Source organism: Streptomyces sp. NPDC058637, from assembly GCF_042717325.1.
Classification (GTDB): Bacteria; Actinomycetota; Actinomycetes; order Streptomycetales; family Streptomycetaceae; genus Streptomyces.
In genome coordinates, this window is record NZ_JBHXRD010000004.1 from 181116 (window position 1) to 205642 (window position 24527).

At 70.0% G+C, this 24527-nt stretch carries 20 protein-coding genes and 2 pseudogenes; 15 read left to right on the plus strand and 7 right to left on the minus strand.

What is annotated here, in order from left to right; genetic code table 11:
- The first annotated feature begins 53 nt into the window (after positions 1-53).
- The 10 genes from ACFWVP_RS05775 (at position 54) to ACFWVP_RS05820 (ending at position 11635) form a co-directional block, all read left to right on the plus strand.
- Positions 54-1199 (plus strand): FecCD family ABC transporter permease, encoded by a 1146-nt coding sequence (locus tag ACFWVP_RS05775; RefSeq protein WP_384493896.1) that lies wholly within the window; start codon positions 54-56, stop codon positions 1197-1199.
- On the plus strand, positions 1196-2203 hold the full coding sequence (locus ACFWVP_RS05780; protein WP_384493897.1) for a FecCD family ABC transporter permease: 1008 nt from the start codon (positions 1196-1198) through the stop codon (positions 2201-2203). The genes ACFWVP_RS05775 and ACFWVP_RS05780 overlap by 4 nt, the downstream gene beginning before the upstream one ends.
- 19 nt (positions 2204-2222) lie before the next feature.
- Entirely contained in the window at positions 2223-3044 is an 822-nt protein-coding gene (locus ACFWVP_RS05785; protein ID WP_384493899.1) for an ABC transporter ATP-binding protein, read from the plus strand.
- Positions 3045-3102: 58 nt separating this feature from the next.
- Entirely contained in the window at positions 3103-3216 is a 114-nt protein-coding gene (gene amiA / locus ACFWVP_RS05790) for a streptamidine family RiPP (RefSeq protein WP_243900507.1), read from the plus strand.
- A 91-nt stretch (positions 3217-3307) separates the two neighbouring features.
- Positions 3308-4165 (plus strand): hypothetical protein, encoded by an 858-nt coding sequence (locus ACFWVP_RS05795; RefSeq protein WP_384493900.1) that lies wholly within the window; start codon positions 3308-3310, stop codon positions 4163-4165.
- Positions 4162-5643: a CocE/NonD family hydrolase gene (locus ACFWVP_RS05800; RefSeq protein WP_384493901.1), complete on the plus strand. Its 1482-nt coding sequence runs from the start codon at positions 4162-4164 to the stop codon at positions 5641-5643. The genes ACFWVP_RS05795 and ACFWVP_RS05800 overlap by 4 nt, the downstream gene beginning before the upstream one ends.
- On the plus strand, positions 5640-7019 hold the full coding sequence (locus ACFWVP_RS05805) for a YcaO-like family protein (protein ID WP_384493902.1): 1380 nt from the start codon (positions 5640-5642) through the stop codon (positions 7017-7019). The genes ACFWVP_RS05800 and ACFWVP_RS05805 overlap by 4 nt, the downstream gene beginning before the upstream one ends.
- A gap of 7 nt (positions 7020-7026) precedes the next feature.
- Positions 7027-8151: a SagB/ThcOx family dehydrogenase gene (locus ACFWVP_RS05810; protein ID WP_384493904.1), complete on the plus strand. Its 1125-nt coding sequence runs from the start codon at positions 7027-7029 to the stop codon at positions 8149-8151.
- A complete protein-coding gene (locus tag ACFWVP_RS05815) occupies positions 8148-9887 on the plus strand; it encodes an ABC transporter ATP-binding protein/permease (RefSeq protein ID WP_384493906.1) in 1740 nt (579 codons plus the stop codon). Before ACFWVP_RS05810 ends, ACFWVP_RS05815 begins: the two co-directional genes overlap by 4 nt.
- Positions 9884-11635: an ABC transporter ATP-binding protein gene (locus ACFWVP_RS05820; RefSeq protein WP_384493908.1), complete on the plus strand. Its 1752-nt coding sequence runs from the start codon at positions 9884-9886 to the stop codon at positions 11633-11635. The genes ACFWVP_RS05815 and ACFWVP_RS05820 overlap by 4 nt, the downstream gene beginning before the upstream one ends.
- A gap of 468 nt (positions 11636-12103) precedes the next feature.
- Here ACFWVP_RS05820 and ACFWVP_RS05825 read toward each other — a convergent pair whose 3' ends face one another.
- Complete coding sequence (locus ACFWVP_RS05825) at positions 12104-12328, minus strand: hypothetical protein (RefSeq protein ID WP_384493910.1); 225 nt, start codon at positions 12326-12328, stop codon at positions 12104-12106.
- Between the two features lie 448 nt (positions 12329-12776).
- Positions 12777-13073 carry a helix-turn-helix domain-containing protein gene (locus ACFWVP_RS05830; protein WP_384493911.1) on the minus strand — a complete coding sequence of 99 codons (297 nt, stop codon included), beginning with the start codon at positions 13071-13073 and terminating at the stop codon, positions 12777-12779.
- 852 nt (positions 13074-13925) lie between these two features.
- Between ACFWVP_RS05830 and ACFWVP_RS05835 the strand changes: the two genes are divergently transcribed.
- The 4 genes and pseudogenes from ACFWVP_RS05835 (at position 13926) to ACFWVP_RS05850 (ending at position 18364) form a co-directional block, all read left to right on the plus strand.
- Positions 13926-14807 carry an SDR family oxidoreductase gene (locus ACFWVP_RS05835; RefSeq protein ID WP_384493913.1) on the plus strand — a complete coding sequence of 294 codons (882 nt, stop codon included), beginning with the start codon at positions 13926-13928 and terminating at the stop codon, positions 14805-14807.
- A gap of 63 nt (positions 14808-14870) precedes the next feature.
- Positions 14871-15812, plus strand: a complete 942-nt coding sequence (gene ligD, locus ACFWVP_RS05840) for a non-homologous end-joining DNA ligase (RefSeq protein ID WP_384493915.1) — start codon at positions 14871-14873, stop codon at positions 15810-15812.
- A 66-nt stretch (positions 15813-15878) separates the two neighbouring features.
- Positions 15879-16406, plus strand: a pseudogene (locus ACFWVP_RS05845) (cysteine hydrolase family protein); the annotation flags it as partial.
- 773 nt (positions 16407-17179) lie between these two features.
- Entirely contained in the window at positions 17180-18364 is a 1185-nt protein-coding gene (locus tag ACFWVP_RS05850; RefSeq protein WP_384493916.1) for a zinc-dependent alcohol dehydrogenase, read from the plus strand.
- Between the two features lie 185 nt (positions 18365-18549).
- Here the strand turns inward: ACFWVP_RS05850 and ACFWVP_RS05855 are convergent, their stop codons facing one another.
- From ACFWVP_RS05855 to ACFWVP_RS05875, 5 genes are all read right to left on the minus strand, one after another.
- Complete coding sequence (locus ACFWVP_RS05855) at positions 18550-18858, minus strand: SDR family oxidoreductase (RefSeq protein ID WP_384493917.1); 309 nt, start codon at positions 18856-18858, stop codon at positions 18550-18552.
- 960 nt (positions 18859-19818) lie between these two features.
- Positions 19819-20022: a hypothetical protein gene (locus tag ACFWVP_RS05860; RefSeq protein ID WP_384493918.1), complete on the minus strand. Its 204-nt coding sequence runs from the start codon at positions 20020-20022 to the stop codon at positions 19819-19821.
- A 79-nt stretch (positions 20023-20101) separates the two neighbouring features.
- The gene (locus ACFWVP_RS05865; protein ID WP_383733456.1) at positions 20102-20428 is read right to left on the minus strand and encodes a plasmid stabilization protein; all 327 of its coding nucleotides are present in this window, start codon (positions 20426-20428) and stop codon (positions 20102-20104) included.
- A gap of 403 nt (positions 20429-20831) precedes the next feature.
- On the minus strand, positions 20832-22388 hold the full coding sequence (locus ACFWVP_RS05870) for an FAD-dependent oxidoreductase (RefSeq protein WP_384493919.1): 1557 nt from the start codon (positions 22386-22388) through the stop codon (positions 20832-20834).
- A gap of 14 nt (positions 22389-22402) precedes the next feature.
- A complete protein-coding gene (locus ACFWVP_RS05875) occupies positions 22403-22660 on the minus strand; it encodes a hypothetical protein (protein WP_384493921.1) in 258 nt (85 codons plus the stop codon).
- An 815-nt stretch (positions 22661-23475) separates the two neighbouring features.
- Here ACFWVP_RS05875 and ACFWVP_RS05880 point away from each other — a divergent pair.
- A pseudogene (locus ACFWVP_RS05880) lies at positions 23476-23568 on the plus strand (WhiB family transcriptional regulator); the annotation flags it as partial.
- Between the last annotated feature and the right edge of the window lie 959 nt (positions 23569-24527).

Below are 24527 nucleotides of genomic sequence, written 5' to 3' on the forward strand. Positions count from 1 at the left end.
CAGGCAGGGCCGGCCGAAGCGCACGGGCAGCAGGGGCGTGGCAACCTCACCTGGTGATCGCGGTGCTGACCGTCGCCTCGGTCTGTGCACTCTGCCTCGGCACCCCGTACGTCCCACCGCACCGGCTCGTCGGTGCGGTACTGGACGGAGACACCACGCTGGCCGGGGTCGTCGTCAACGAACTCCGCGTCCCACGCCTGGTGCTGGCGCTGATCGCAGGAGCCTGTCTGGGAGCGGCGGGGCTCGTCCTCCAGGAGGCGCTCCGCAATCCTCTGGCCGTACCCGAAATGCTGGGCGTCTCGTCCGGGGCGGCGCTGGGGGTGGCCGCCCCGCTGGTGCTGGCTCTGTCACTGCCTGCCGCAGTCCAGCCCTTGCTCGCACTCGGCGGGGCCGCGCTCGGTGGTGGGCTGACCCTGCTCGCCGCCGGGCTGGGGCGCAGCCCGTCCGCAGTGCTGCTGACCGGCGCCGCGGTGGCCGCCGCGTTGCAGGCCGCGCTGCTCGTCCTGATGGTCATGGCGGATCAGTTGGACCTTCAGCTCATCTACCGGTATCTGCTGGGGTCCCTCTCCGCCCGGACCTGGGAGGACGTCACGGGGCTGTGGCCGTGGCTGCTCGTCGCGGCTCCCGCCCTCGTGCTCTGTGCGCCTGTGCTCTCGGTCATGCGCCTGGGCGACGAGGATGCCGAGGCGCTGGGTGTGCGTGCCCAGCGGGCGCGGCTGGCCGCGCTGGCCATCGCCGTCGTGCTGATCGCACCCGTGACGGCCGTATGCGGACCTGTCGCATGGGTGGGATTCCTCGCCCCGCACCTGGCGCGATGGTTCAACCCTTACGCGGGTGCGGTGCGTTGGCTTCCCTGGTCCGCCGCGTGGGGTGCCGTGGTCGTGACGGTCGCCGACGTCCCGGCGCGTCTGGCACTGGCGCCGGTGGAGACGCCGGCCGGTGCCTGGACGGCCCTGCTGGGAGTGCCCGCGGGGATCGCCCTGATGCGTTCCCGTCGCCGCGACCGGACGACCGAGGGCAGTCGAACCGGTGCGGCCGCGGTGCGCACGCCGGTGCCTGGACCGCGTACCGACACCCCTTGCCCGGACGTCGGGGAACCTCCTGCCGGAAGGCGGGGGAACGGTGGCCAGGAGGAGCCCGGCGCCCGCGGCACCGTGCCACCGCCCGGCGAGACGACTGGTACGGAGGAAGCACGGTGAGGTGGCGTTTCGTAGCACTGTCGGCCTTGGCGGTTTTGTGCGCCGGGCTGGAACTGGTGGCCGGACGCGGTATGTCCCCCGGCGCCGTCTGGGACGTGCTGGGCGGTGGTGGTGACGCGACGGAACGTCATATCTTCCTCCAGCTGCGGCTTCCGCGAATGCTGGTGGCCCTCGGCGCGGGGGCGTGCCTCGCCATGGCAGGGCTGATCCTGCAGTCCGCGCTGCGCAACCCTTTGGCCGGGCCGGAAGTGACAGGCGTGACGCCGGGGGCAGTCCTCGGTGCGGTCACCGCCACGGCCTTGGGGCTCGCAGGGTGGGAGTCACCCCTGGCCGTTGTCCTCGCCGCGTGTGCGGGCGGATGCGCCGGAGCGCTGCTGCTCTGGCTGCTCGTCGGCCGGGGAGGCGGGGATCCCGCCCAGACCGCCGTGCACGGAGTGCTGGTTTCCGCGGTGCTCGGCGGGCTCACCGCCATGGTGCTGCTTGTGGAGCCGGGGGAGCTCGGGAGCGTTGTGCAGTGGTTGGTGGGGACCACGGAGGGCCGGGTGTGGGAGCACTGGCACCTTCTGTGGCCCTGGGCCCTGGTCTGGGGGGCTGCGGCGTGGCTGCTGACCGGGCCGCTGACCCTGCTGCGCTGCGGTGACGACATCGCCATGTCCGCCGGCCTCTCGGTCCGGCGGGCGCGGACCCTCGCCCTGATGTGCGCTGTAGCGCTGACAGCGGGGGCCGTGGCCGCGGTCGGAGCGCTGGGCTTCGTGGGACTGCTCGTCCCGCATCTGGCCATGGCCGTCTTCGGTGCGGACCTGCGGGCGGGTCTCCCCGGCGCCGCCCTGCTGGGCGCGGTCGTGGTGTGCGGAGCGGATGCCGCGGCGCAACTGTCCTCGCGGCTGCTCGCCGCGACGCTGGACTCCGGGCGGCTCACGCTTCCGGTCGGGGCGCTCACCGCGTGCCTCGGCGCCGCGCTGCTGCTGGTCGTCGTACGCCGTACGCCGAGCCGCGCCTTCTGACATCGACGGAGGACCGAGCATGACCAAGTCCATGGGCATCCACATCGAGGACGTCCACTTCGGCTACCCCGCACGCCCCGTGCTGCAGGGCGTCGATGTAACCGTACGGCCAGGCGAGCTGACAGCCCTCATCGGCCTGAACGGCTGCGGCAAATCGACCCTCCTGCGGCTGGCCGCCGGGTTGCTGCAACCGAACCAGGGGCGCGTTCTGCTCGGCGGGGACGACCTCGCCGGGCTCTCCCGGCGGGCCACGGCGGCCAGGGTGGCGCTGCTGCACCAGTCCGCGCCTGCCGTACCGGGCATGACGGTCCGCCACCTCGTGCGGCAGGGGCGGTACGCGGCGCGTGGCCCGCTGGGCATGCTGCGCGAGGGGGACGATCCCGTCGTGCGTCGGGCGCTGCGTGACGTCGGTGTGGAGCAGTGGGCTGACCGTGACGTGGACGCGCTGTCCGGGGGTGAGCGGCAGCGGGTGCGGCTGGCCATGGCACTCGCCCAGGACACCCGAGTCCTGCTGCTCGACGAGCCGACCACCTATCTGGACCTGCACCACCAGCTGGATGTGATGCAGACGGTGGTCCGGCTGCGGGAGGAACGCGAGCTCACGGTGGTGATGGTGCTGCACGACCTGGCCCACGCCGCTCGGTTCGCCGAGCGCATAGTCGCCCTGCGGGTCGGGCGCGTGGTGGCCGACGGAACGCCGAAGGAAGTCGTCACGCCGGGACTGCTGGCGGACGTGCTGAACGTGGCCGGCCGGGTCGGCCGGGACCCCGAGGGCGGCTGGCCGGTGTGTTACCCAGATCACCCTCTCCCGGCTCTAGAAAATGAAAATCAGTTCCATTAGTGTCTCCATCACGACGTTCACCCGAACGGCGTATCTCCCCGATAAACAAGGAGAGTTCATGGACAACGAGCAGATCTTCGCGCCGATCGCCGACCCGGGCCAGCTGGCCCACGACTCGGCTTCCCACTCCAACGCGCTCGTCGAGAACCCCTTCGAGGACACCGAGGAGTAACCGAGGTCGACCACCCTCGACCGTGGGCCCGCCCGTTGCCTTCCGGGCGGGCCCACGCCCCTTCCCGTGCTCAGTCGTCAGGAGGAACATCGTGTCCCGCAACCAGCTCGCACCCGGTGTCGAGGTTGTCGCCGTGCCAGGGCGGAATCTCGCCGTGCGCACCGCTGACGGGGAGTTCCTCAGTGTCCGGACGCGAGACGTGCACCAAGACGCCCTGCTCTCCCTGCTCTCCGGTAACAACGCAGTCCCGGAAGGTGCCGAACTGGGGCGCGTCGTGCGCGCTTTCGCGGAGGCCGGGTATCTCGTGGAGGAGCCCGAGCGCCCGAAGTGGCCCGTTGCCCGGCGGCACGTACGGCTACTCGGCGCCGCGGCTCTGACCGGACCGCTGGCCGCGCACCTCGCCTCCCTGGGTGCCGAGCCGCGGACGACGGCCACTGCCGCGACCGCTGCCGACCTCTCACCCATGGATATCGAGGATCTGCTCGACGGAGACCCCGCCGCCGTCGTGTGGTGTCTCGACGGGCCCGTACCCGACGGGCTGTGGGACGCCGCCGACCGGCTGCCCGAGCACGGGGTGGCCTGGTCGCGGTGCCACCACGAGGGCTGGCAGGCGTACGTCGAACCCCTCGCCATCGGCCCAGGAGATGTCACGGCGGCCCATGTCCGTGCCCGGCGGCTCGCCGCCACCCCTGCCCACCGCGAGCTGTCCGCCTACTGGAGCGGACCCCGAGCTTCCGGTGTGCCGGTCCGGCTGACCGTGCCCGCCGCCGCACTGCTCGCGGCCCTGCTCGCCGACGACCTCGACCGGTGGGCCACCGGCACCCCCGAAACGGCCGGCTTCCCGGCACGGCGTCGACTGCGGCAGGTGGATCTGCGCACGCTGACCGTCACCGAGCACCCCGTCATGCCGGTGCCCGACGTCGCACGCATGCCGAAGAAGGACAGATGACGGTCTTCCGTCCGACTGTCGATGGCCTCGCCACTGACGTGTGTCTGCCCGACGGTGCCGGTCCCTTTCCCACCGTCCTCATCCGTACTCCTTACGACCGTGCCCGACACCTGGCCGAGGCGCGAGGCTGGGCCCGCAGAGGGTTCGGCGCCGTCGTCCAGGACGTGCGGGGCAGATTCGCGTCGCCGGGGGAGTGGCGCCCGTACGAGAACGAGGCCGCCGACGGAGTGGCGGCAGCCCGTTGGATCCGCCGACAGTCCTGGAGCGACGGACGCTACATCGCCGTCGGAGCCTCCTACGCCGCCTACTGCGCCCTCTCCCTCGCCCTCGAAGCACACAGGGAGGACCGGCCGAATGCCGTTATCGCCGCCGTGCCCGCACTCGGCGCCGCGGAGACGGCCCGCGAACCCTCCGGCGCCGAACGGCTGCTGACCCGAGCCGGGTGGTGGGCCGCCCACGGGGACCGGCGGGACTCCGACGAACGCGCGCTGGAAAGGGCCCTGGCAGCGGACCCCGGCCTGCTCGGCCACCTGCCGCTCACCGATCTCCCCCGGCGGCTGGGCCGGAACCTGCCTTCCTGGGCGGGGCTGTGGCGGCGTGCTGATCGCGGTCGTCTCACCTCGCGGGCTGCCCATGCCGACATGCCTCTGCTCGCGGTCGGAGGCCACCACGACCACTTCACCGAGGACACCGTCGAGCTGTGGCGCACCTGGGGCGGGCCTTCGGCCCGCCTGCTGCTGGGCCCGTGGGGTCACGGCCTCGTCACCGCGCCCGGACCCGACGCAGGCCCCGCGCACCGGGTCGGCCTCGGTGAGCTGTACGTGCGTTGGGCCCGCCGCGCCCTGGCCGGCGGTCTCGCTCCCGGGCACCACGGCGCGGTGGCGCTGGGCGGCGGAGACCTGTGGCTGCCCGCCGGCACCGACGGCGAGCCGACCACGCAGCGGCTGCGGCTGCTCCACGGCTCCCTCTTCACCGCCGACCCCGACCGTCCCGTCCGCTCCGACGACCTCACCGTGCCCACCGGGGACTTCCCCGACCGTTGTGTGCTGGTCACCCCGCCGCTACCGCGCCCGCTCGACGCCGTCGGGCCCGTGCGCATCCACCTGCGGGCCACCGCCGACACTCCGTCCGCCGACTGGGCCGCCCGTCTCGTCGCCCTCACACCGGAAGGGACCGCCGAGCCACTCGTCGCAGGCATCCTGCGGCGGGCGGAGTCGGCGCGCCGCAGCGGCGAGTTCACCATCGAACCCGGACGTCTCGCGCGTCGGCTGACGGTCGGCACGCGGCTGCGGCTCGAAATCGCCGGACACCATTTCCCGGCTCATGCTCGCAACCCTCACACCGGGGGCGACCCGATCACGGCTGACAGGCTGTTCGCCTCCCGGCGAGAAGTCGACCCGGCGAGTGTGACGCTGAGTCTGCACGTTCTTTCGTCCCATCCCCCCTCCGTCGATCCCACCGAGGAGATCCTGCGATGACGGCGCTGCCGCTGGAAGCTCTCGTCGACCCCGTCTGCGGCATCGTCCGCAAGGTCAAGCCCGTCGAGCACCCCGCGGGTGCCCCTCCCCGCTACACGGCACTCACGGCCGAGATAGCCGACGCCCGAAAGCTGGGCCTGTGGCCCGCTGACCGGGTCTCCCTAGGGACCACCTTCGGAGACCCGGAGCAAGCGAGAATCGCTGCGATAGCGGAGGGGATCGAGCGGTACTGCGGCAATCGTGTGCCGCCGCCCGGCCACCCCGACGCCCCCCTGCGTGCCACCGCCGCCGAGCTGGCTCAGCAGGGTCTGCGGCTCTACGGCCCTGATGACCTGCCCGCGTACGCGTCGTGGCAGTACACGAGGGCGAAGTTCCCCTACCGCCGCCTCGCCGAGGACACCCCGTCCCTGTGGACCCGCGGCACCGAGCGGCTGCCGGACGGACGGACGACGGAGGTCTGGGCGCCGGTCGCCCTCACCCACCTCAACTGGCGCCAGGGCGACCTGCGGGAGCTGCCGCGTACCCACCACCTCAACTACGCGGGCATAGCCACCGGGCAAGGATTCGACGACGCCGTCGAGCGCGGACTGTTGGAGGTGGTCGAACGCGACGCCCTGGAACTGTGGTGGCACCTCGACGGGCCGGCTCGCGGCATCGACCCTGCCAGCGTGCCCGGCCTCATGGACGATCTGGCCGGATCCGCGCTGGACGTCCATCTCGTCGAGATGCCGTCGGAGTTCGCCCCGTGCGTCGCCGCGCTCGTCCACGACCCGGCTCTCGGCCTGTACGCAGCCGGGTTCGCCTGCAAGTACGACCCCGCCGAGGCCGCCCGCAAAGCGGTGCTGGAAGCGGTTCACACATGGGTGTTCACACAGGGGCTGACCGACCCCGACGGCTGGGTCTTCCAGGCCGTCGAGGCCGGCCTGCTCGCCCGTGGGCTCTACCTGGAACACCGCGCCGACGGCCGCTACCTCGACGCGTGCGGCGAGCACTTCGAACACGTGCGGGACCTGGGGGCACACGTGCAGGTCTGGCTGGACGAACGGATGACGACCGAGACCCGGCGGTTCACCGAACCCGCCCACCGGACCGTGTCCGTCGACGCGATCGAGCCCGGCAGCCGCGAGCGGCTCGAGAAGGCGCTGCACGCAGGCGGTCATCGCGTCATGACCTTCGACCTGACCACCGAGGACGTGGCCGAGACGTCTCTGAGGGTGGCCCGGGTCCTCGTGTCCGGGCTCCTCCCCAACGCCCCGGCGGCCTTCGGTTACTTCGGCTGCCCGCGGCTCGCCGAAGCAGCTGTGCGCCGGGGCTGGCGGACGAGCGCGCCGGGCGCACCGGACGACTTCACGCTGGCGCCCCCGCCCCACATGTGAGGAACCCGTGCAACACCTCGATCTCGCCGCTGCTCTCGTCCGCGCCCGCTCCCCGAGACGCCCCTGCCCCGACACACCTGCGGGACCACCTGTCCCGGCCTGGCCGGGACAGCCGCACACGATCCCGGAAGCGGGCCCTGCGGATCTCGACCTGCGGGCCATGCTGCGCCTCTCCCTGCGCGCCTCGGACGACTCCGGCCGGATGCGGCCTGCGGCCTCCGCCGGCGCACTGCACCCGGTGGACACCGAACTCGTCCTGGGCACGGGATGCCCTCTCCCGCCCGGTCGCTACGGCTACGACCCACTGCGCGACCACGCGCACCGTCTCGGCGGGCGACCCGACACCGAGCCGCCGGGCATCAGGGTCGAACTCTCCGTCACCGCACGCCGGACGATTTCCCACTACGGCCATCGCGCCTGGCCGCTGCTGCTCCTCGACACCGGGCACGCCACCGCCGCGCTGTTCCTCGCGGCCCACGCCCTGGGCATGACCGTGCCCGAACTCAGCCTGGACGGAGACGCGGAGACACCGCTCGCCTTCGTGCGGATCGCGCCTTCCCTCCCAGCCCCCGGGCCCGGGGACCCTGTGTGTCCTCCGCCGTCGGTGAGGGTACCCACCCCCGAGGAACTGCTGGCCCGACGCAGCGCACCGCCGCCGCTACCCGGCACGCCGACCCCAGACGCGCTGAGGGCGGTCCTCGCCACCGCCACCCGCGCCGGTGGCAGCGATCTGCGCTGGTGCGTGGCCGTCGGCCCCCCTCGGCCCGGGCTGATGGAGCTGGGCGCCGACGGCACGACACTGCGGCGGTTCGCCGCGGGGGAGGCCCGCCCGACGCTCGCGGCCTGGGCCGCCGGCCAGGCATGGATCGCCGACGCGGGTGCCGTCCTGCTCGCCCGCGGTTGTCCCCAGGACGCCGACGAGCGGCACATCCGCCGCACCCACCTGCGAGCCGGCTTCGCTGTCCAGTTGGCCCACGTCACCGCCCGACGCCACGGTGTGGCTGCCCGGCCCGTCGGCTCCTGGCAGCAGGCGGACCTCGGCGCCGCGCTCGGTGACACACCCGGCCGGGACTGGATCGTCCATGGACTGGTCCTCGGCACCCTCCACGCCGACGAGGAGAACACCACATGATCGTCCACCCCGAACTGCGCCGTGCCGCCCGCCGCGTGCGGCGGCCTCTGCTCGCCGCCGGTCTCCTGCAGGGGGCCGTCACCCTCACCCACCTGGCACAGGCCGTGCTGCTGGCCGTCGCGTTGGCCGGGCTGGCCCGCGGCCACACGGGACAGCTTCCGTGGCTGCTCACCACCGTGGTGTTCGTCGTGGCCGCCCGGGCCGGACTCGGCACCTGGCAGCGGCGCACCGCCACCCGCGCCGGAGCGGAGGCGAGAGTGGCGCTACGGGACGAACTCCTCGCCCACCTGGGGCGGCTGGGGCCCGCGCATCTGACCACCGCGCGCGCCGGAGCAGTCCGCACCACCCTCGTCGACGGCGTGGAGGGCGTCGACGCCTATGTCTCGCGCTACCTGCCCCAGCTTCTGATCACCCTGACCGTGCCGCCCCTGGTGCTCGCCGTACTGGCCGTGGTGGAACCGATGGCGTTGCTCGGTCTCGTACCGGCTCTGCTGCTGGCCCTGTTCGGGCCGCGCGCCTGGGACCGGCTCCTGGCCACCCGCGGCAAGGAGCACTGGGACACGTACGAAGGACTGGGCGCCGACTATCTGGAAGCCTTGCAGGGCATGCCCGCACTGCGGGCCGCGGGTGCGGTCGGCCGCACCCGCGCACGCCTGGAGAAGCGCTCGGCGGCGCTGCACAGGGCGACCGTCGCGAAACTGCGCGTCTCCCTGGTCGACACCGGCATCACCGACCTCGCCATTCAGGGCGGTACCGCCGCAGCAGCACTCCTCGCGTGCTGGTCGGCCGCCAGCGGGTCCACCACGGCAACCGGCACCTATCTGGTGCTGCTGCTGGCCTCCGAGTGCTTTCGGCCGGTCCGCGACCTCGCCCGCGAATGGCACGCCGGATACCTGGGCGCCTCGGCCGCGGACGGGATCGCGGCGCTGCGCACCGCCGAACCGGAGGTCCGGGACACCGGAACGGCATCCGCGTGCTGGCCGACACCCCCGGAAGTGTGCTTCGAGGACGTGCGGTTCACCTACGACGGGGCACCGGAGCCCGCCCTCCACGGTGTCTCCTTCACCGCACCGGCGGGACGCACCACCGCGATCGTCGGCCCGTCCGGTGCCGGCAAGTCCACGCTCCTCGCCCTGCTCCTGCGTCACCACGACCCCGGCGAAGGCCGGATCACCCTCGACGGGCGCAGCGCCACCCAGTACTCCCTCGAAGTACTCCGGCAGGGCATCGCCGTGGTGTCGCAGGAGACGTACCTCTTCCACGCCACCATCGCCGACAACCTGCGCCTGGCCCGGCCGGACGCCACGTACGACGAGGTGATGTCGGCGGCGCGTACCGCAGGCATCCACGACGAGATCGAAGCCCTTCCCGACGGCTACGCCACCGTCCTCGGCGAACGCGGCGCCACCCTCTCCGGCGGACAGCGACAGCGGCTCGCACTCGCCCGTGCCCTGCTCACGGACGCCAGGGTGCTCGTCCTCGACGAGGCGACGAGCTCGGTCGACGAGCGCCGCGAAGCGGACATCGTCCGCGAACTGATGAATGCCGCAAACGACCGGACCGTTCTCGTGATCGCCCACCGGCTGGCCGCCGTCCAACACGCCGACCACATCGTCGTCCTCGACGCGGGACGTGTCGAAGCCATCGGCGAACACGCCGGGCTCGCAGACGCCGGGGGCGTCTACGCGCGACTCGTCGAGGCCGGCCGCACCCACCCTGAGGAACTCGCCGCATGAGCAACGCCATGGGCACCCCGACCACCGGCACCTTCGTGCCCGAGCGCGGTTCGCTCCGCGCGCTGCTTCCCGCCCTTGCCGGGCACCGGGCCATGACGGTCCGCACGTGTGCCGCCGCTCTCCTCGAACAGGGCTCCATCGTCGCGCTGCTGACGCTGGCGGCGCACACCGTGGGGACGGCCGTGACCGAAGGCAGAGCCCCGTCCTCCGGCATCGTCGGCGTGATCGTGGCCCTGGTCCTCGTACGCACCCTGATGACCTGGCGTGAGATGGACCTCTCGCACGACCTGGCCTACAGGGTCCTCGCCGCGCTGCGCGTACGCGTCTTCGACGGGTTGGCCCGCAGTGCGCCCGCCCGTGTCGCGGGCCGACGCAGCGGGGATCTCGCCGCCACCGCCATGGCCGACGTGGAGGCACTGGAGTTCTTCTACGCCCACACCACCGCCCAGCTCCTCGCTTCGGGAACGGTCTTCACCGCCGGCACGGCGGTCCTCGCCACGGTGGAGCCGTGGCTGCTGGCTGCCGTGCTGCCGATCGCAGCGCTGCTCACCGCGGCTCCGTTCGCCGAGGCACGTGGGCGCGCGAGGCGTGGTGCCCGCACGCGGCAGGCCGGCGCCGAGCTGTCGGCCGACGCCGTCGAGACCGTCGACGGACTGCGTGAACTGCTCGCCTTCGGCGCCCTCGACGACCGACGAAGCCGACTGGCGGAACGCGGACGGCGGGTGGGCGACGCCCAACGCGTCGAAGCCACCTGGGAGGCCCTGGCCGCCGCGGCCCGTGACCTTCTCATCGTGGTGGCCGTCCTCGGTGTCGTGGCCGCGGTGGCACAGTCCGTGACCTCGGGGCGGCTGCACGGGGCGTGGGCGCCGGCGGCGATGGCCCTCGCCCTCGCCGTCCTCGGCCCCGTCGCGGAGTCGGCCCGGTCCCTGAGCCAGGCCGTGTCCCTGCGTGCTGCCGCCTCCCGCGTGGGTGCTGCGGTCAAGGCTCCAGCCCTCGCTCCGCCGCCGCTCTCGCCCCGATCTCTTCCCCCGGGCCCCCTGGGCGTCCGGCTGCACGGGGTGAGGTTCGACTACGGCGGCGGTCCCGTGCTGGACGGCGTCGACCTGACCGTTCCAGCCGGGCAGACGCTTGCCCTGGTCGGCGCCTCGGGCGCCGGGAAGTCGACGTGCGCCCATATCCTGGCGCGCTTCTGGGACCCGGCCGCCGGAGCGGTACAGCTGATACCCGCGGACGGGGCGCCCATCGACGTACGGGAGGTGGACGACGCCGAACTCCGCCGGTCCGTCGCGCTGGTGGGGCAGGAGACACCTCTCTTTCACGGCACCCTCGCCGACAACCTTCGCCTCACCGCTCCCGAGGCCGACGACGACCTCCTCGCCGAAACGGCCCGTCTGTGCGGCATCGACCGAATCGCCCCGATGGACACCCTGGTCGGAGAGCGCGGCGCCACCCTCTCCGGAGGCCAGCGGGCCCGAATCGCCCTCGCTCGCGCGCTCCTGACACAGCCGAGAGTCCTGATACTGGACGAGTCCACCGCCCACCTGGACAACGCCAGTGACGCCGAACTCGCCACGGCGCTGCATCAGGAGGGGCGCACGACCGTTGTCATCGCCCATCGCCGCGCCACCATCCGCCGGTGTGACCGCATCGCGGTCCTTGACGCCGGACGGGTCACCGAGGAAGGCACTTGGGAGGAACTGTCCGGTCGCCCCGAAAGTGCGCTCAACCGCAGCCTCGTTCATAGCTGACATCTTTCCGATGACTCATCACGTGAAGAGCGCGGTGCACGGAGGCCATCGCTCCTGGTTCGAAGTCCCAGAAAAGTCCCAGGGACTCCGTCACACCCCGTCTCGACTCGCATTTGTGCAGGTCAGAAGGGGTGTGGCGGTGCCAATGGCAGGCTTTCAGATGTCCCGGAAGAGACCAGCCAGCGCTGTGACCTGCCGCGATGAGCGGCTGGCGGTCGCTGACCTGCGCGAATGACCTTTCGGCTATTTCACGTTCGTGCCGCTTGATGGGGCCGGAAGTCCCAGAAAAGTCCCAGGGGACTCCCAGAGCTGACGGGCGCCTTTCGGCTTAATACGGCAGTACGGTCACCGGCTTTGAACATTGAGCCTGCGCCATCTTGAAGATGCTGGCCGGTGGGCAGGTGGTGTGCTGGCGAGGTCCGTGCGCTGTCTTCTCGATGGTGGTTCGCCTGAGGGAGCGGTGGGTGGTCAGCCCGTGAAAAACTCGGGGCCGAAACGGCCCCACACCACGAATGCCGCCAGGCAGAGGTAGATCAGGTCGCCCGTGATCGTGGTCCTCTCGCCCCGGCGGAGCCGGCGCGGCGAGTGGATCGGCAACTTCCGTGAACCGAGCAGGTGCCGGTGCTCGACATCGCGCCAGTCCTGGTGCACTGGCCGCCACCGGTCCTGCACCGCGTCCTCCGCCTCGCCCACGCTGCCCAGAATCCGGTACGCGAGCCCTGGGAGCGGCCCATGGCTCTACGCGTTGCACGGACGAGAGGGTGAGGCCGAGCCAGAACTTCCGGCATGTCGATGCTCGGCACCGGAGGAGGCTGTGCAGCCTTCTCGGCCTCTTCGTTGACCAGGGTGAAGACACAGTCGCCACGTTGGCGACCGTTCCACCGCACCTTGTGACCTACCGGAACGTGCCCGTGGTGGAGTGCGTCGTAAAAGGCGGCCCGCCACCGCCACCGCCCCCGGGTCCGAGGCGCGGGATCAGCAACCGTGATCATCCCTGATGCTGATTGCAGTCGGGAGACCAGTTCAGTTCCGCCGGCCGGGGCGAGCGCAGCTTGAGCGCTGTCACCCGCCAGCCGCTCCTTCTCCGCCTGGACCTGCCGGGGATGCTTGCCGTGCTTGAGGTAGTAGCGGCCGTCCGCAGTCACCACGGCGACGTGACCACTGCCGCGGCGGACCACAGGCCGGCCTCAGGTCGCTGTGCCTGCCGGAACAGCTCATCGAGCGAGACCCCGAGTACCTCGGCCAGTGCGCCCACGGTGAAGAAACTTGGCTGGATCGCACCCCCGCCCTCGACGCGTACCAGGGTCCCGGGCGCGATGCCGGCCTCTTTCGCCAGGTGCTCGGACGTCCATCCGCGCTCCTCGCGAAGGGCGCGTACCCGGGCGGCCAGCGCCTGCGCGGGAGAGAAGGGAGAAGAGGTTAAGGGGCGATGAGCCATGGACCGGAATCCTAGTGCGAAGGGGGCCGGCAGGCCCGGGATGGCGAGCGCCGCATCGATTTCCCGTACGAACGTTTCCAGGTCGTTCGCGTGCCGTGAGGTGATGAGCCTCCAGCTGGCGCACTAGATCGTGACGGTCGGCCTGAATTGTCCAGCCGCCACCTGCGTTGCGAATGTCGGCATGCAGCGATCGATAATAGGGAGATATGCCGCTTTCGCGCGAGGGGTTCTCTGACAGATGGCCGCGACGGGGCAGCCTCCTGCGGAGAGCGCGCGCACAATCTGGGCGGTGGGGGCTCATGACTGGTGTGGATGTGGATTGGGATACGGGGCGGCCACGGTCGTGGGGCGCTACGCTGCCATGTTCGACGAGGACGTGCTGATTACGGTAGGTGACGTCGATCTCCCTTCTGGTGGCCCAGTCGAGTCTTCCCCGTGGAACTTTGCCGCGTCGAACACTCACGGGTCTGCAGTGGAGCACGCCGTCCTTCGCCGGGCGTCGAGGTCAGGGCCTTCCCAGAAGCCGAAGGAGACGCCGTCCGGTCGGCGGCCAAGCCGGCACAGCCGTGGCCCATCGGGACGGGGACCCACTGCGAGAGTGGCAGGCACCCCGTTCTCGGGACTCGTGCCTCACTCCAACGCCGCTGACGGCTGTGTGTGTCGACGTGCTCATGGAGGGGATCGACGGAGTGGAATGCCTCGCCCCGCATGTGTGGAACCGCGGATCACGGGAAACGCGATGCTGCGGAGACGTGCGTCCACGCCGTTCGTTCACCGCGAGCGTGGGCGTTCGCGCCTCCGCCAGGTGCGGCGCAAGCTGGAAACAGTGGACCCGAGGAAGGAACAGTACTGATGGGTGAGACCCCGCAGGACCCGACGGCCAAGCATCCGCAGCCGGAGTTCGCTAAGCAGGACCAGGAGCCGCCGGGCTGGACCGGTCCGATGGACCCTCGTCCTGACCACGGCGAGGATTCCTACCGGGGGAGCGGGCTGCTGCAGAACCGTGCGGCGGTGGTGACCGGCGGTGACTCCGGTATCGGGCGGGCAGTCGCTCTGGCCTACGCACGCGAGGGTGCGGACGTGCTGTTCACGTACCTGCCCGAGGAGGCGGAGGATGCCAAGGAGACAGCCCGCCTCGTCGAGGAGGCGGGGCGCCGCGGTCTGGCCGTGCCGTGCGACATCCGGGAAGAGGAGCAGTGCCGTCGCCTCGTCGAGCGGGCCGTGGCGGAGTTCGGGCGCATCGATGTGCTGGTGAACAACGCGGCGTATCAGATGTCCCAGCCTGAGGGCATCGGGGACATCACCACGGAGCAGTTCGATCGGGTGGTGCGCACGAACCTCTACGGCATGTTCTGGCTGTGCAAGATGGCCGTGCCGCATATTCCTTCGGGCGGGTCGATCATCAACACCACGTCGGTGCAGGCGTACAAGCCGAGCCCGCACCTTCTCGACTACGCCATGACCAAGGGCGCCATCGTGACGTTCACACAGGGTCTCGCGCAGATGCTGGTCGAGGACGGCATCCGGGTCAACGCTGTTGCTCCGGGGCCGGTGTGGACGCCGCTGATCCCGGCGACGTTGCCGGACACCAAGGAGTTCGGCAAGCAGGCGCCGATGGGTCGGCCGGCTCAGCCCGCGGAGATGGCGCCCGCGTATGTGTTCCTGGCTTCGGAGCACGCGAGCTTCATCACCGCGGAGATCATGAACGCCACCGGAGGCACTCCGCTCCCTTGAGCCGGCTAGGGGAGCAGGGAATTGGGACAGTATGAGCACCGGTGCGAAGGAGGAGGCGGTGGCGTGAGTCCAGACGTCGAGCTACGGGTTGGGCGACGTAAGGTCAACGTCAAGCGGGCCGACAAGAAGTTGTTCCCGCAGGACGGCATCACAAAGGCCGATCTCGCCGAGCACTATCGGCGTGTGGCGCCACGGATGCTGCCAGAGCTGCGCGGCAGGCCCCTGATGCTCGAGCGGATGCCGGATGGCATCGACGGAGACCGCTTCTATCAGAAGGAGGTCTCCGGCTACTTCCCCGACTGGATTCGTCGTGCCACGGTCGACAAGGAAGACGGCGAAGTCACGCATGTGGTCTGTGACGACACCGCGACCTTGGTCTATCTTGCGGGCCAGGCGTGCATCACCCCGCACCGCTGGCTGAGCCGCGCTGACGAACCGCGTCGCCCCGACCGCCTGGTCTTCGACCTCGACCCGCCCGCTGACGACTTCGAACCAGTACGCCGAGCGGCGCACCGCCTGCACGAGTTGCTCGAGGAGCTGGACCTTCCCTCGGGCCTGATGACCACGGGCTCACGCGGGCTGCACGTCGTCGTACCGCTGAACCGGCGCGATGACGCCGACGACGTGCTGGCGCTCGCCCGCGCATCGGCCCGGACGCTGGTCTCCCGGTACGAGCAGGAGCTGACGACCGAGCCCCGCAAGGACGCGCGCAAGGGACGCCTGTATCTGGATGTCGCGCGCAACGGCTACGCCCAGACCGTGGTCGCGCCGTTCGGCGTCCGGTCAAGGCCGGGCGCGCCCGTGGCCGTGCCGCTGGACTGGGACGAACTGGACGACCCCGAACTGGACGACCCCGAACTGACCGCCCGCCGGTGGACGGTGACTGACCTCGGTGACCGCCTCGAGAAGGACCCATGGGAAGGGCTCGCGCGCCGCGGCCGCAGCGTGACTGCGGCGAACCGGCGCCTGCGAGGACTGGCACAGAGCGGGGGTGGTGCGAAGTGACGGGCAGCGGGTCGGGTCGGGGGCGTGCCGTCATGACCGTTCCACGCACGGGGCGGCGGTCAGTCCATGAGTAGGAGCGCGGTCATCGTCATCGACATGATCAATACGTACGAGCACCCCGACGCAGACTTGCTCCTTCCCGGGGTCCGCAAGGCCGTGCCCGCCATCGTCCGGCTGTTGGAGCGGGCCAGGGCCGCGGGCGTTCCAGTGATCTACGCCAACGACAACTTCGGCGAATGGCGCTCCCACCACGGAGAGATCGTCGAAACCGCACTCGCCGGTCAGCATGCCGAGCTGGTCGAGCCGCTTCGACCAGATGAGGAATCACTCTTCGTGGTCAAGGCCCGGCACTCGATCTTCTACGAGACGCCCCTGTCGTATCTCCTTTCCCAACTGGGCGTGCAAGAGGTAATCCTCTCCGGTCAGGTCACCGAGCAGTGCGTGCTGTACTCCGCACTTGATGCCCACATCAGGCACCTGGACGTGATCGTCGTCCAGGATGCTGTCGCGGCTATCCACGACGACCTGGCGAACGCGGCGCTCCAGATGATGGAGCGCAACATGGGCGCGGATCTCATGAACGTGGATCAGGTCAAGCTGTTAATGGCGGCGAGCAGCGATCGCCCGGCGCCATCAGGAGAAGGCTCCGCGCATCACTCCTGTCGGCGGCGCGGCGCTTGGCGGTGGCATCACGGACCCTGGTCGAGGACGAACCACTGCTGTCGCGTCAGCGTCGAGGACATACGTCAGCGAAGCCCTCGTACTGCGCAAGGCGACACATCGGGGTCGCGCCCCCTATGTCTTCACAACCTCCGGCTTCGACATCGTGGCCCTCACAGGACTGGGGCTCGATACGGTCCAGGCCGTCTACGCCGTGGAGGAACAATAGGTGGTGGACACCGTCATCAGAAGAAATCATCCGTGGGCCGGCTCCGTGTTCATCAGCTGCACCACGCTTCCCACCTACGACGCGCTTCCCCGCCTCGAAGAACGCCTCGGCAAACCCGAAACCCGTCGTCAGCGCGAACCAAGCCGCCGCCTGGGCGCTGCTCGGAGCGGTGGGCGAACGGGCGCACGGCCCTCGCCAGCTGCGCCTCGACCGAGCTACCTGATGTGAGCACCGCCCGGCCATGGACACGACTGGGAGCCGCAAAGCCTCCATGTACGGCGACGCGGACAGCACGAGAGTCGCGCGGGTGCGGTTACGCCAGGCTCTGCCTAGGGTTGATCGTGGTGCGAGCACGGGGCTTGTGGTGGCCCTCTTGCGCTTGTGGATCGACCGCTGGCACAGGCCGTGCATACGCATAACGTCGCCCTCACGGGAGACCCGCAGGAGACCAAGCGTCACTGCTACCGGAGGAAATTTGATGCGTGCACTCACCTGGCAGGGCAAGCGTGATGTCCGTGTGGAGACAGTCCCCGACCCTGTGCTCAAGGATCCGACCGACGTCATCGTGCGGGTGACGTCCACGGGTGTCTGTGGATCCGATCTGCATCTGTATGAGGTCCTGGGGCCCTACCTCGATCCCGGTGACATCCTGGGGCACGAACCGATGGGAATCGTCGAGGAGGTCGGCCGAGAGGTCACCGAACTGTCGGCGGGCGACCGTGTGGTGGTGCCGTTCAACGTCTCCTGCGGGCATTGCTTCATGTGTGACCGTGGACTGCATTCGCAATGCGAGACCACCCAGGTCAAGGAGCGCGGTACGGGTGCGGCGCTCTTCGGGTTCAGCAAGCTCTACGGCCAAGTGCCCGGGGGACAGGCAGAGTTCCTGCGGGTGCCGTTCGGCAACACCTTGCCCATCAAGGTGCCGGAAGGCCCAGCGGACGATCGTTTCGTTTTCCTCTCCGACGTCCTGCCCACCGCCTGGCAGGCCGTGGAGTACGCCGACATTCCGCCGGGAGGGACGGTGACCGTCCTGGGGCTCGGACCCATCGGGGCCATGGCCGCCCGGATAGCGCTGCACAGGGGCGCGAGCCTCGTCGTGGGGGTGGACCTGGTACCCGAGCGGCTGAGCCGCGCACACGCGGACGGCGTCAAGGCACTCGACCTGCGCCGGTACGGCAAGGATCTGGGCGACAAAGTCCGCGACCTGACCGACGGGCGCGGCACGGACGCCGTCATCGACGCCGTGGGAATGGAGGCGCACGGGGCGCCTCTGGCCAAGGCGGCGCAATGGGGCGTGGGGCTGTTGCCCGGTGCCGTGGCCGAGAAACTCATGGACCGCGTCGGCATCGACCGGCTCAACGCCCTCTACGCGGCGATCGACATCGTCCGGCGGGGGGGCACCGTCTCGGTGGTCGGCGTCTATGGCGGCGCGGTCGACCCCATGCCGCTGCTGACCATGTTCGACAAGCAGATCCAGCTCCGCATGGGGCAGGCCAATGTGAAGCACTGGGTGGATGACCTCCTGCCGCTACTCACCGACGAGGACCCGCTCGGCGTCGACGCCTTCGCCACCCACCACATGACGCTGGAAGACGGCCCCAAGGCGTACCAGATGTTCCAGGACAAGGAAGACGGAATGATCAAGACGCTGCTCAAGCCCTGAGTCCGGGTCGGCCCATCGGTTGGCCGCGGACACGCGGTCACCAGGGCGGTTCCGTCGGGATCCGCCCATCGGTTGGCCGCGGACACGCGGTCACCAGGGCGGTTCCGTCGGGATCCGCGGGCGGGCCCCCGCGCTGGGCTCCCGGCGACTCGCAGGAGGGTCTCGCCAGATGCCGTGCGCCGTCCTCAGCGGGAGTCCGTGTATCCGCCGGTGGCCGCGATGGTCTCGCCGATGGTGTAGCTGGAGTCCGCGTCGCCGGCGAGGTAGACGTAGGCTGGCGCGACCTCTTCGGGCTGGGCCACCCGCCCCAGGGCCGTCTGGGCGTGCAGGTCCGTCAGGTAGTCGTCGGTGAAGCGCAGACCGGCCAGATTGGGCGCGCTCCAAGTAGGTGCCAGAGCGACGACGTTGGCCCGTATGCCCTCCTTCACCAGGTGCGGGGCGATGGACTTGGTGAAGGCCAGGGCGGCCGCCTTGGACGCGGCGTAGTCCATCATCAAGTCGCTTCCCTCGGGCATCTTCCGAGGCCGTCGCGATGATCGAGTCACCTTGGGACATATGCGGGACGGCTGCCATCACTAGGTGGAAGTACGCGCGACATTCGTCTTGAGGCGGTGTCCGCGAGCGCGACCATGCCGACGAGCTACGTCGCGGTTGCGGCAGGGGTGGCTGTGCAGGCCACGCTCGGTTTCCTGGCTGGCCCAGATCTGCTGACCTTCGTGCTGGTGGCGGTCATCGCCCTGTCGATCGGGTGCTCACGGTGCTGGGGGTACAGGGGCCACAGGTGGCCACCGCAGCGTTTTTCGCGTTCTCCACCTACAGCAGCGCCACCGACAACATGACCCGCATCACGCAGCTGGGGCAGATCGTGCTGCCGGTCCTCATCGGCTGCGCCATCGGTACGGCGGTTCAACGTCACCATCGGTACGGCGGTCAACGTCACCATCGCCCCGCCGCTGCGCTACCGAAGCGCCGAGTACAGCGTCCGCATCCTGGCCCGAGCGCTCTACGACCTCACCGCCGACACACACCCCGTCCTACGCGGGGGCGCACCGGATCCGGCACCACCGCCCGGTGGCGCGAGCGCGCAGACCAGGGCCGGATTGCACACTGCCAAGGAAGGCATCCACTACCACCCTCGACGGCCGCTGAGGCGTCATCGTGGCATCTGAGTTTCGAGGGATACGAGACGGTGCTGAACGCCCTGGAACGTTCCCTGAGCCAGCTGGCTTCCCTGACACGAAGTCAAAGGGTTCTTGCCCATGAGACGACAGTGCACCGGCTTGTCGCCGCTGCGTTGACGGCGATCGGGCAACCACGCGTATCCCTGGGCCATCAATGCCAAGGTGCTGTCGACCACGTAGAGCCTCCGTCCGCTGTGAACTTGCCATGCACGGGGCGTTGAGATGTACACGTGTACGCGCATGGGCTGCGGATGGATCTTGCGAGCACAGCGGTCAGGCGCCGCGATGGTGGACGTCTTCCTGCGCGTCCTCGTTCGGGGACAGCGCATCAGACGCTTCGCCGTCATTGCTGCCCCGCTCCCCGTCGTCCGCCACGCTCGTCTCGGCCTCTTCCGCCTCGTGCAGAAGCTCGTCGCCGGCCGTGGCGGGGCGATCTTCGTCCTGTGCGGGCTCGTGCTTGGGATGGTGAGTGCTCATGGGTCTCCTTGATCACGTGGCGTCCACCGACCGGGGCGGCGGGCCCGGCCCCGGTCCCTGAGGGCGCTGCAGTTGTCGGTCAGCGGCCGAGGGCCTTGGCCAGTTGTTGTTTGTTCATGGACGACCGGCCGTCGATGTTGCGCTTCTTGGCCTCCGCGTACAGCTGATCCTTTGTCGGCCCTTGAGAGCCGGTGTGTGAGCGCTCGCCGCCGCGCTGCGAGGCGGATTTTTTGTCCCGCGTGGAAGTCTTGCTGGCCGTTTTCGACTCGCCGGAACGGGCTCGCTCCTTGTTCACGGTGCGCGCCGCGATCTCCTTCGCACGGCCCTCGGAGGTGCCGCGCTTCTCCGCGCCTTCCTTGATGTGCTCGTACTGGCGCTCACGCTTCTTGCTGGACCCCTGCGGCATGACGTACTCCTTCCAGACCGGGCGCGGTCCATCGGGCGGGCTGCCCGACGACCTTCCGCGTACCCTCCGGTGGGCCTCTCATCCAGGTTCCGGAGTGGTCCCATCTGACGCGGAGTCCTGGTAGGTGTGCGAGCAGACAGCGACCGAACGGATGAGTAAGGCACAGAGGGGGCTGAGGGCGCGCAGTGCGACGCGGGCGGCCATTGGCCGCTGGCGCGCCGTGCACTGCGTCGAAGGGACAGGCGAACGCCGAGGCTCAGAGCCCCCTGGGCGCGACAGGTTCACCCGGGACGTCGGTTTCGCCGTCGAGGGACAGCGCCCGATTGGGCCCGGCTCCAATGCAGGTGGACGCCGCCCAGCCCGCTCACGTAGGCGATGCATCGGCTGCCAGAGCAGGGCGCTACTACTGGGTCGGTTTGCGAGGCGCGAGCGGTTTGGTGGCGGGGCCCTGGAGGACCGATCCGTCCGTGGCGAAACGGGAGCCGTGACACGGGCACTCCCAGGCTGTCTCGGCCGCGTTGAAGGCGACCAGGCAGCCGAGGTGGGTGCAGCGGGCCGAGACGGCGTGCGCAGTACCGGACTCGTCACGGTAGACGGCGCAACGGCTGCCGTCGATCCGTACCACCGCTCCCGTACCCGGGGCGATCTCGGCGACCGAGTCGACGTGGGTGGTGGCGAGGCGGTCACCCACGAAATGACGTGCCACGTCGGCCTGTTGCTTCAGCAGCGCGGGGGCCTCGCGCACCGCGCTCCAGAGCCTTCGCGGGTCATACAGCCCCGCCCACACCGGCTCCTCATCGTGGATGAGTCGAGTGAGGAGCTGGCCGGCCAGCACCCCGCCACTCATACCCCACCCACCGAAGCCCGTGGCGACGTAGGTGTGCCGGGCGCCCGGGTGGTAGCGGCCGATCATCGGCACGGTGTCGCTGACGTCGTTGTCCTGGGCCGCCCAACGGTAGGCGGTGTCGCCCACGGGGAAGTGAGCGTGCATCCACGCGTCGAGGCGCGCGAAGCCGGCGGCCGGGTCGCCCTCACCCGGGGTGAAACTCTCACCGGTCACGATCAGCAGCCGCTGTCCGTCGTCGCCGTAGGGGGCGGTGCGTACGGACCGTTTGCCGTCGTCCTGCGTGAGGTACATGCCGGCCGGATCCTGGCCAGCGGCAAGGGGCGCGGCGACGACGAGCTCCCGGCGCGGAGAGAGACGGGCGAACAACAGGGCCCGGTCGAAGACGGGATAGTGGGTGGCGACGACGACGTCCCGCGCGGTCACCGTGTGCCCGGGCTCGGTAGTGACCCGGCACGGGGTCCCCTCGTGCAGGCCCGTCACCCGGCTCCGCTCATGGATCACCCCGCCGTGCGCCCGGAAGTCATCGGCCAGAGCGAGGAGATAGGCCCGGGGGTGGAACTGGGCCTGTCCCTCGACCTGCACCGCTCCCGCCACGTCGAAGGGCAGCCCGGTCTGTTCGACGTACCGGGCGTCCAGCCCCGCATCCTGGGCTGCGGATGCCTCTGCCTGCAGTGCGGAACGGTTCTCGGGCTGGGTGGTGTAGGTGAAGGCTGGGCGTCGCTCCCACGCGCAGTCAATGTCCAGCTCGTCGCGGACAGCGGAGATCCGTTCGACGGCACCTTGTTGTGAACGGGCGTACATGCGGGCGGCGTCGAGCCCACGGGTACGCAGGAGCCGGCCGTAGACCAGGCCGTGCAGGGCGGAGACCTTGGCGGTGGTGTGTCCGGTGACGCCGGCGGCGATGCGGTCGGCCTCCAAGACGACCACACGAAGCCCGGTGCGGACGAGTTCCCAGGCGGTGCTGAGCCCGGCGATGCCGCCTCCCACGACCACCACATCCGTCTCCGTGTCCGCAGGAAGCGGGGGGAGTGATGTCGGCGGGCTCGTGGCCATCCAGTACGACTCATCCTGGCCCGGAAGCGGCTGCGAGGCGGAGGTGCTGTGTGCGTCCATGCAGTGCGTGTTCCTCATTCCGTGGGAAAGATGCCGACAGCCACGGGCCCGGGGACCACATGGGTGTGCTTGTACGCCCGTGGAAGCATCCGAGGTTCGCCTCTCACGACGGCGGTGATGGACTCTTGCATGATGCGCTCCGTCATGCCCGGCGCAGCCTCGGGTTCGTCGTGGTCGTTTCTTCCGGTGGGTGGGGTGCGTTCCCAACACGCGGCGGATGGGTTCCAGCGGATCAGTCCGCGGTCTGCGAACGCGTCGAGCCAGTCGGTCATCGGCCACCATCCCCAGCAGCCAGCGGTGGAAGATGTCGGCGTTGCGCAGGATCGTTCTGCCGCGGCTGGTGGAGCTCTCCGCTGAGAGGCGACCGCCCTTCGCGTCCAGGTCTACGGCCCCGGTTGGCCTGCCTGACCAGCCGGGGCTTTGGTGCGCCCGGGCACGCCGCACGGAACAGCATTGTCTGCGGGGCTCCGGGCATCGCCCGCGATGCTCTTCGGGGGCCGGGGCCTGACAGATCATCGACGAACGGGGAAGATCAGGCGCTATGAGCACCGACATACCTGATCACCCGCCCATCTACAGCCGACTTGTGCAGGAGCGTGGCGACGTCCTGTCAGAGACACGGGACGCGGCCGAGGAAGTTCTGCGTCAGGCGCGCGAGGCTGTGGACTGGAGCCGTGCGCGACCCGTCCAGCCCCGGAGCGGGAAACCCGCACCTTTCTCCGCTTTCGGCTGATGGTCTCGCTTCGCTCTTCCGATGCCGACCGGGATCGCGTCACCCACGCACCGGCCCGCGCCCGCTTCACCGCCTGTCCTGTACCTCGCGGCAGTCGGCTCGGCAGTGGCCGGACCATTGCGCCGACGTCGTCCAGAAGGCGAGAGAGACCATGCCGGTTCGAACGGCACCACGGAATCGACTGTGTGCATGCAGCGCGTTCGTCAAGGCCGGTTCACTCGAAAGGCGCAGACACAGGAGGGGGGTGTCTCGCGGTGTGCACCTCGTCCTACCGTGCTGATCGAGCATGCCTCCTCGAGGAGGGTGGCAGGGGTCAAGAGGGAGAGGGGCGGGGGCGAGGTGGCCGAGGACGACATCGCATGGGGCCTTGAAGCAGCGTGCCGGAACGCTGATCCGGACGAGCTGTTTGTCGAGGGTGCAGAACAGAACCGGGCCAGCGCCCTGTGCCACCGGCCGGAAGTGGGGGGTGCAGACCGTGGCGAGGAGCGGGTGCAGGGTGCGGATGCCCCTGAACCGGCCCTGCCCGGCACCCTGTTTCGCCCGGCCGTAGACCCGCTTGGGGGTGGAGTCGACGTTGACGAATGCCACTTCACCCGCGCCCGGCAGCAGCGGGGTGTGCGCGGCCAGTGCGGCGAGGAACCTGCGGTGCACGGCATGGAGTTGAAGAGCGTGCCCGTGGGTGAACCCGCGCAGGAACGTGCCCAGCGTGGACGGGGCGCGAATACCGCCGAACAACGCTGGCATCGCCCCGTGGCGCAACATCGCCAGGTCGTCGATGCTGTCCGCACCCACGGCCATGCCCGCGACGATGCTGGTGACCTTGGCGTCCGCTGCCGCGCCCGCCCCGTTCTTCACCCCGGTCAGCTTCACCTTCTCCGTCACCAGCCGCGACAGCCCGCACCGCTCGGCCAGCCGCAGCACCGGGACCAGCCCGGCCTGCGCGATCAGATTCGGATCATCGAACGCAGCGGAGACCGCCGCCGGTGTATGGGAAACTTGCCTCGGAAGTGCCTTGCTGATTGTGCGTGCTGGAAGCCTCAAGAACTCCCATCATCGCAGGTCACAAGGCACTTCCTCGTTTCACGAGGAGTTATCCACAGACATCAAATCGGTGGATCGAGGCTAAATGGCATGGCCGCCCCGGAGCAGAGCACACCTGACGCAGTCGGGCGGGACAACGCCGAGAATATGGGTCCCGCTGCCCCTCTCTGCCGGACAGACCTTACCGGCTCCCACGCCGCTGACAGGAACCGCTCCGCCGAGGTCACCCGCACCAAGATGAGCAGCACTAACTTGAGCTCTTCGCCTCGGCGGAATTCATCTGCGGCCGTGTGCCGGATCCACTCGGGTAGTCCCGGGCAGACACATTGGCCGCGTAGGCACCAGTAGAGAGCGCTTGTCGGTGG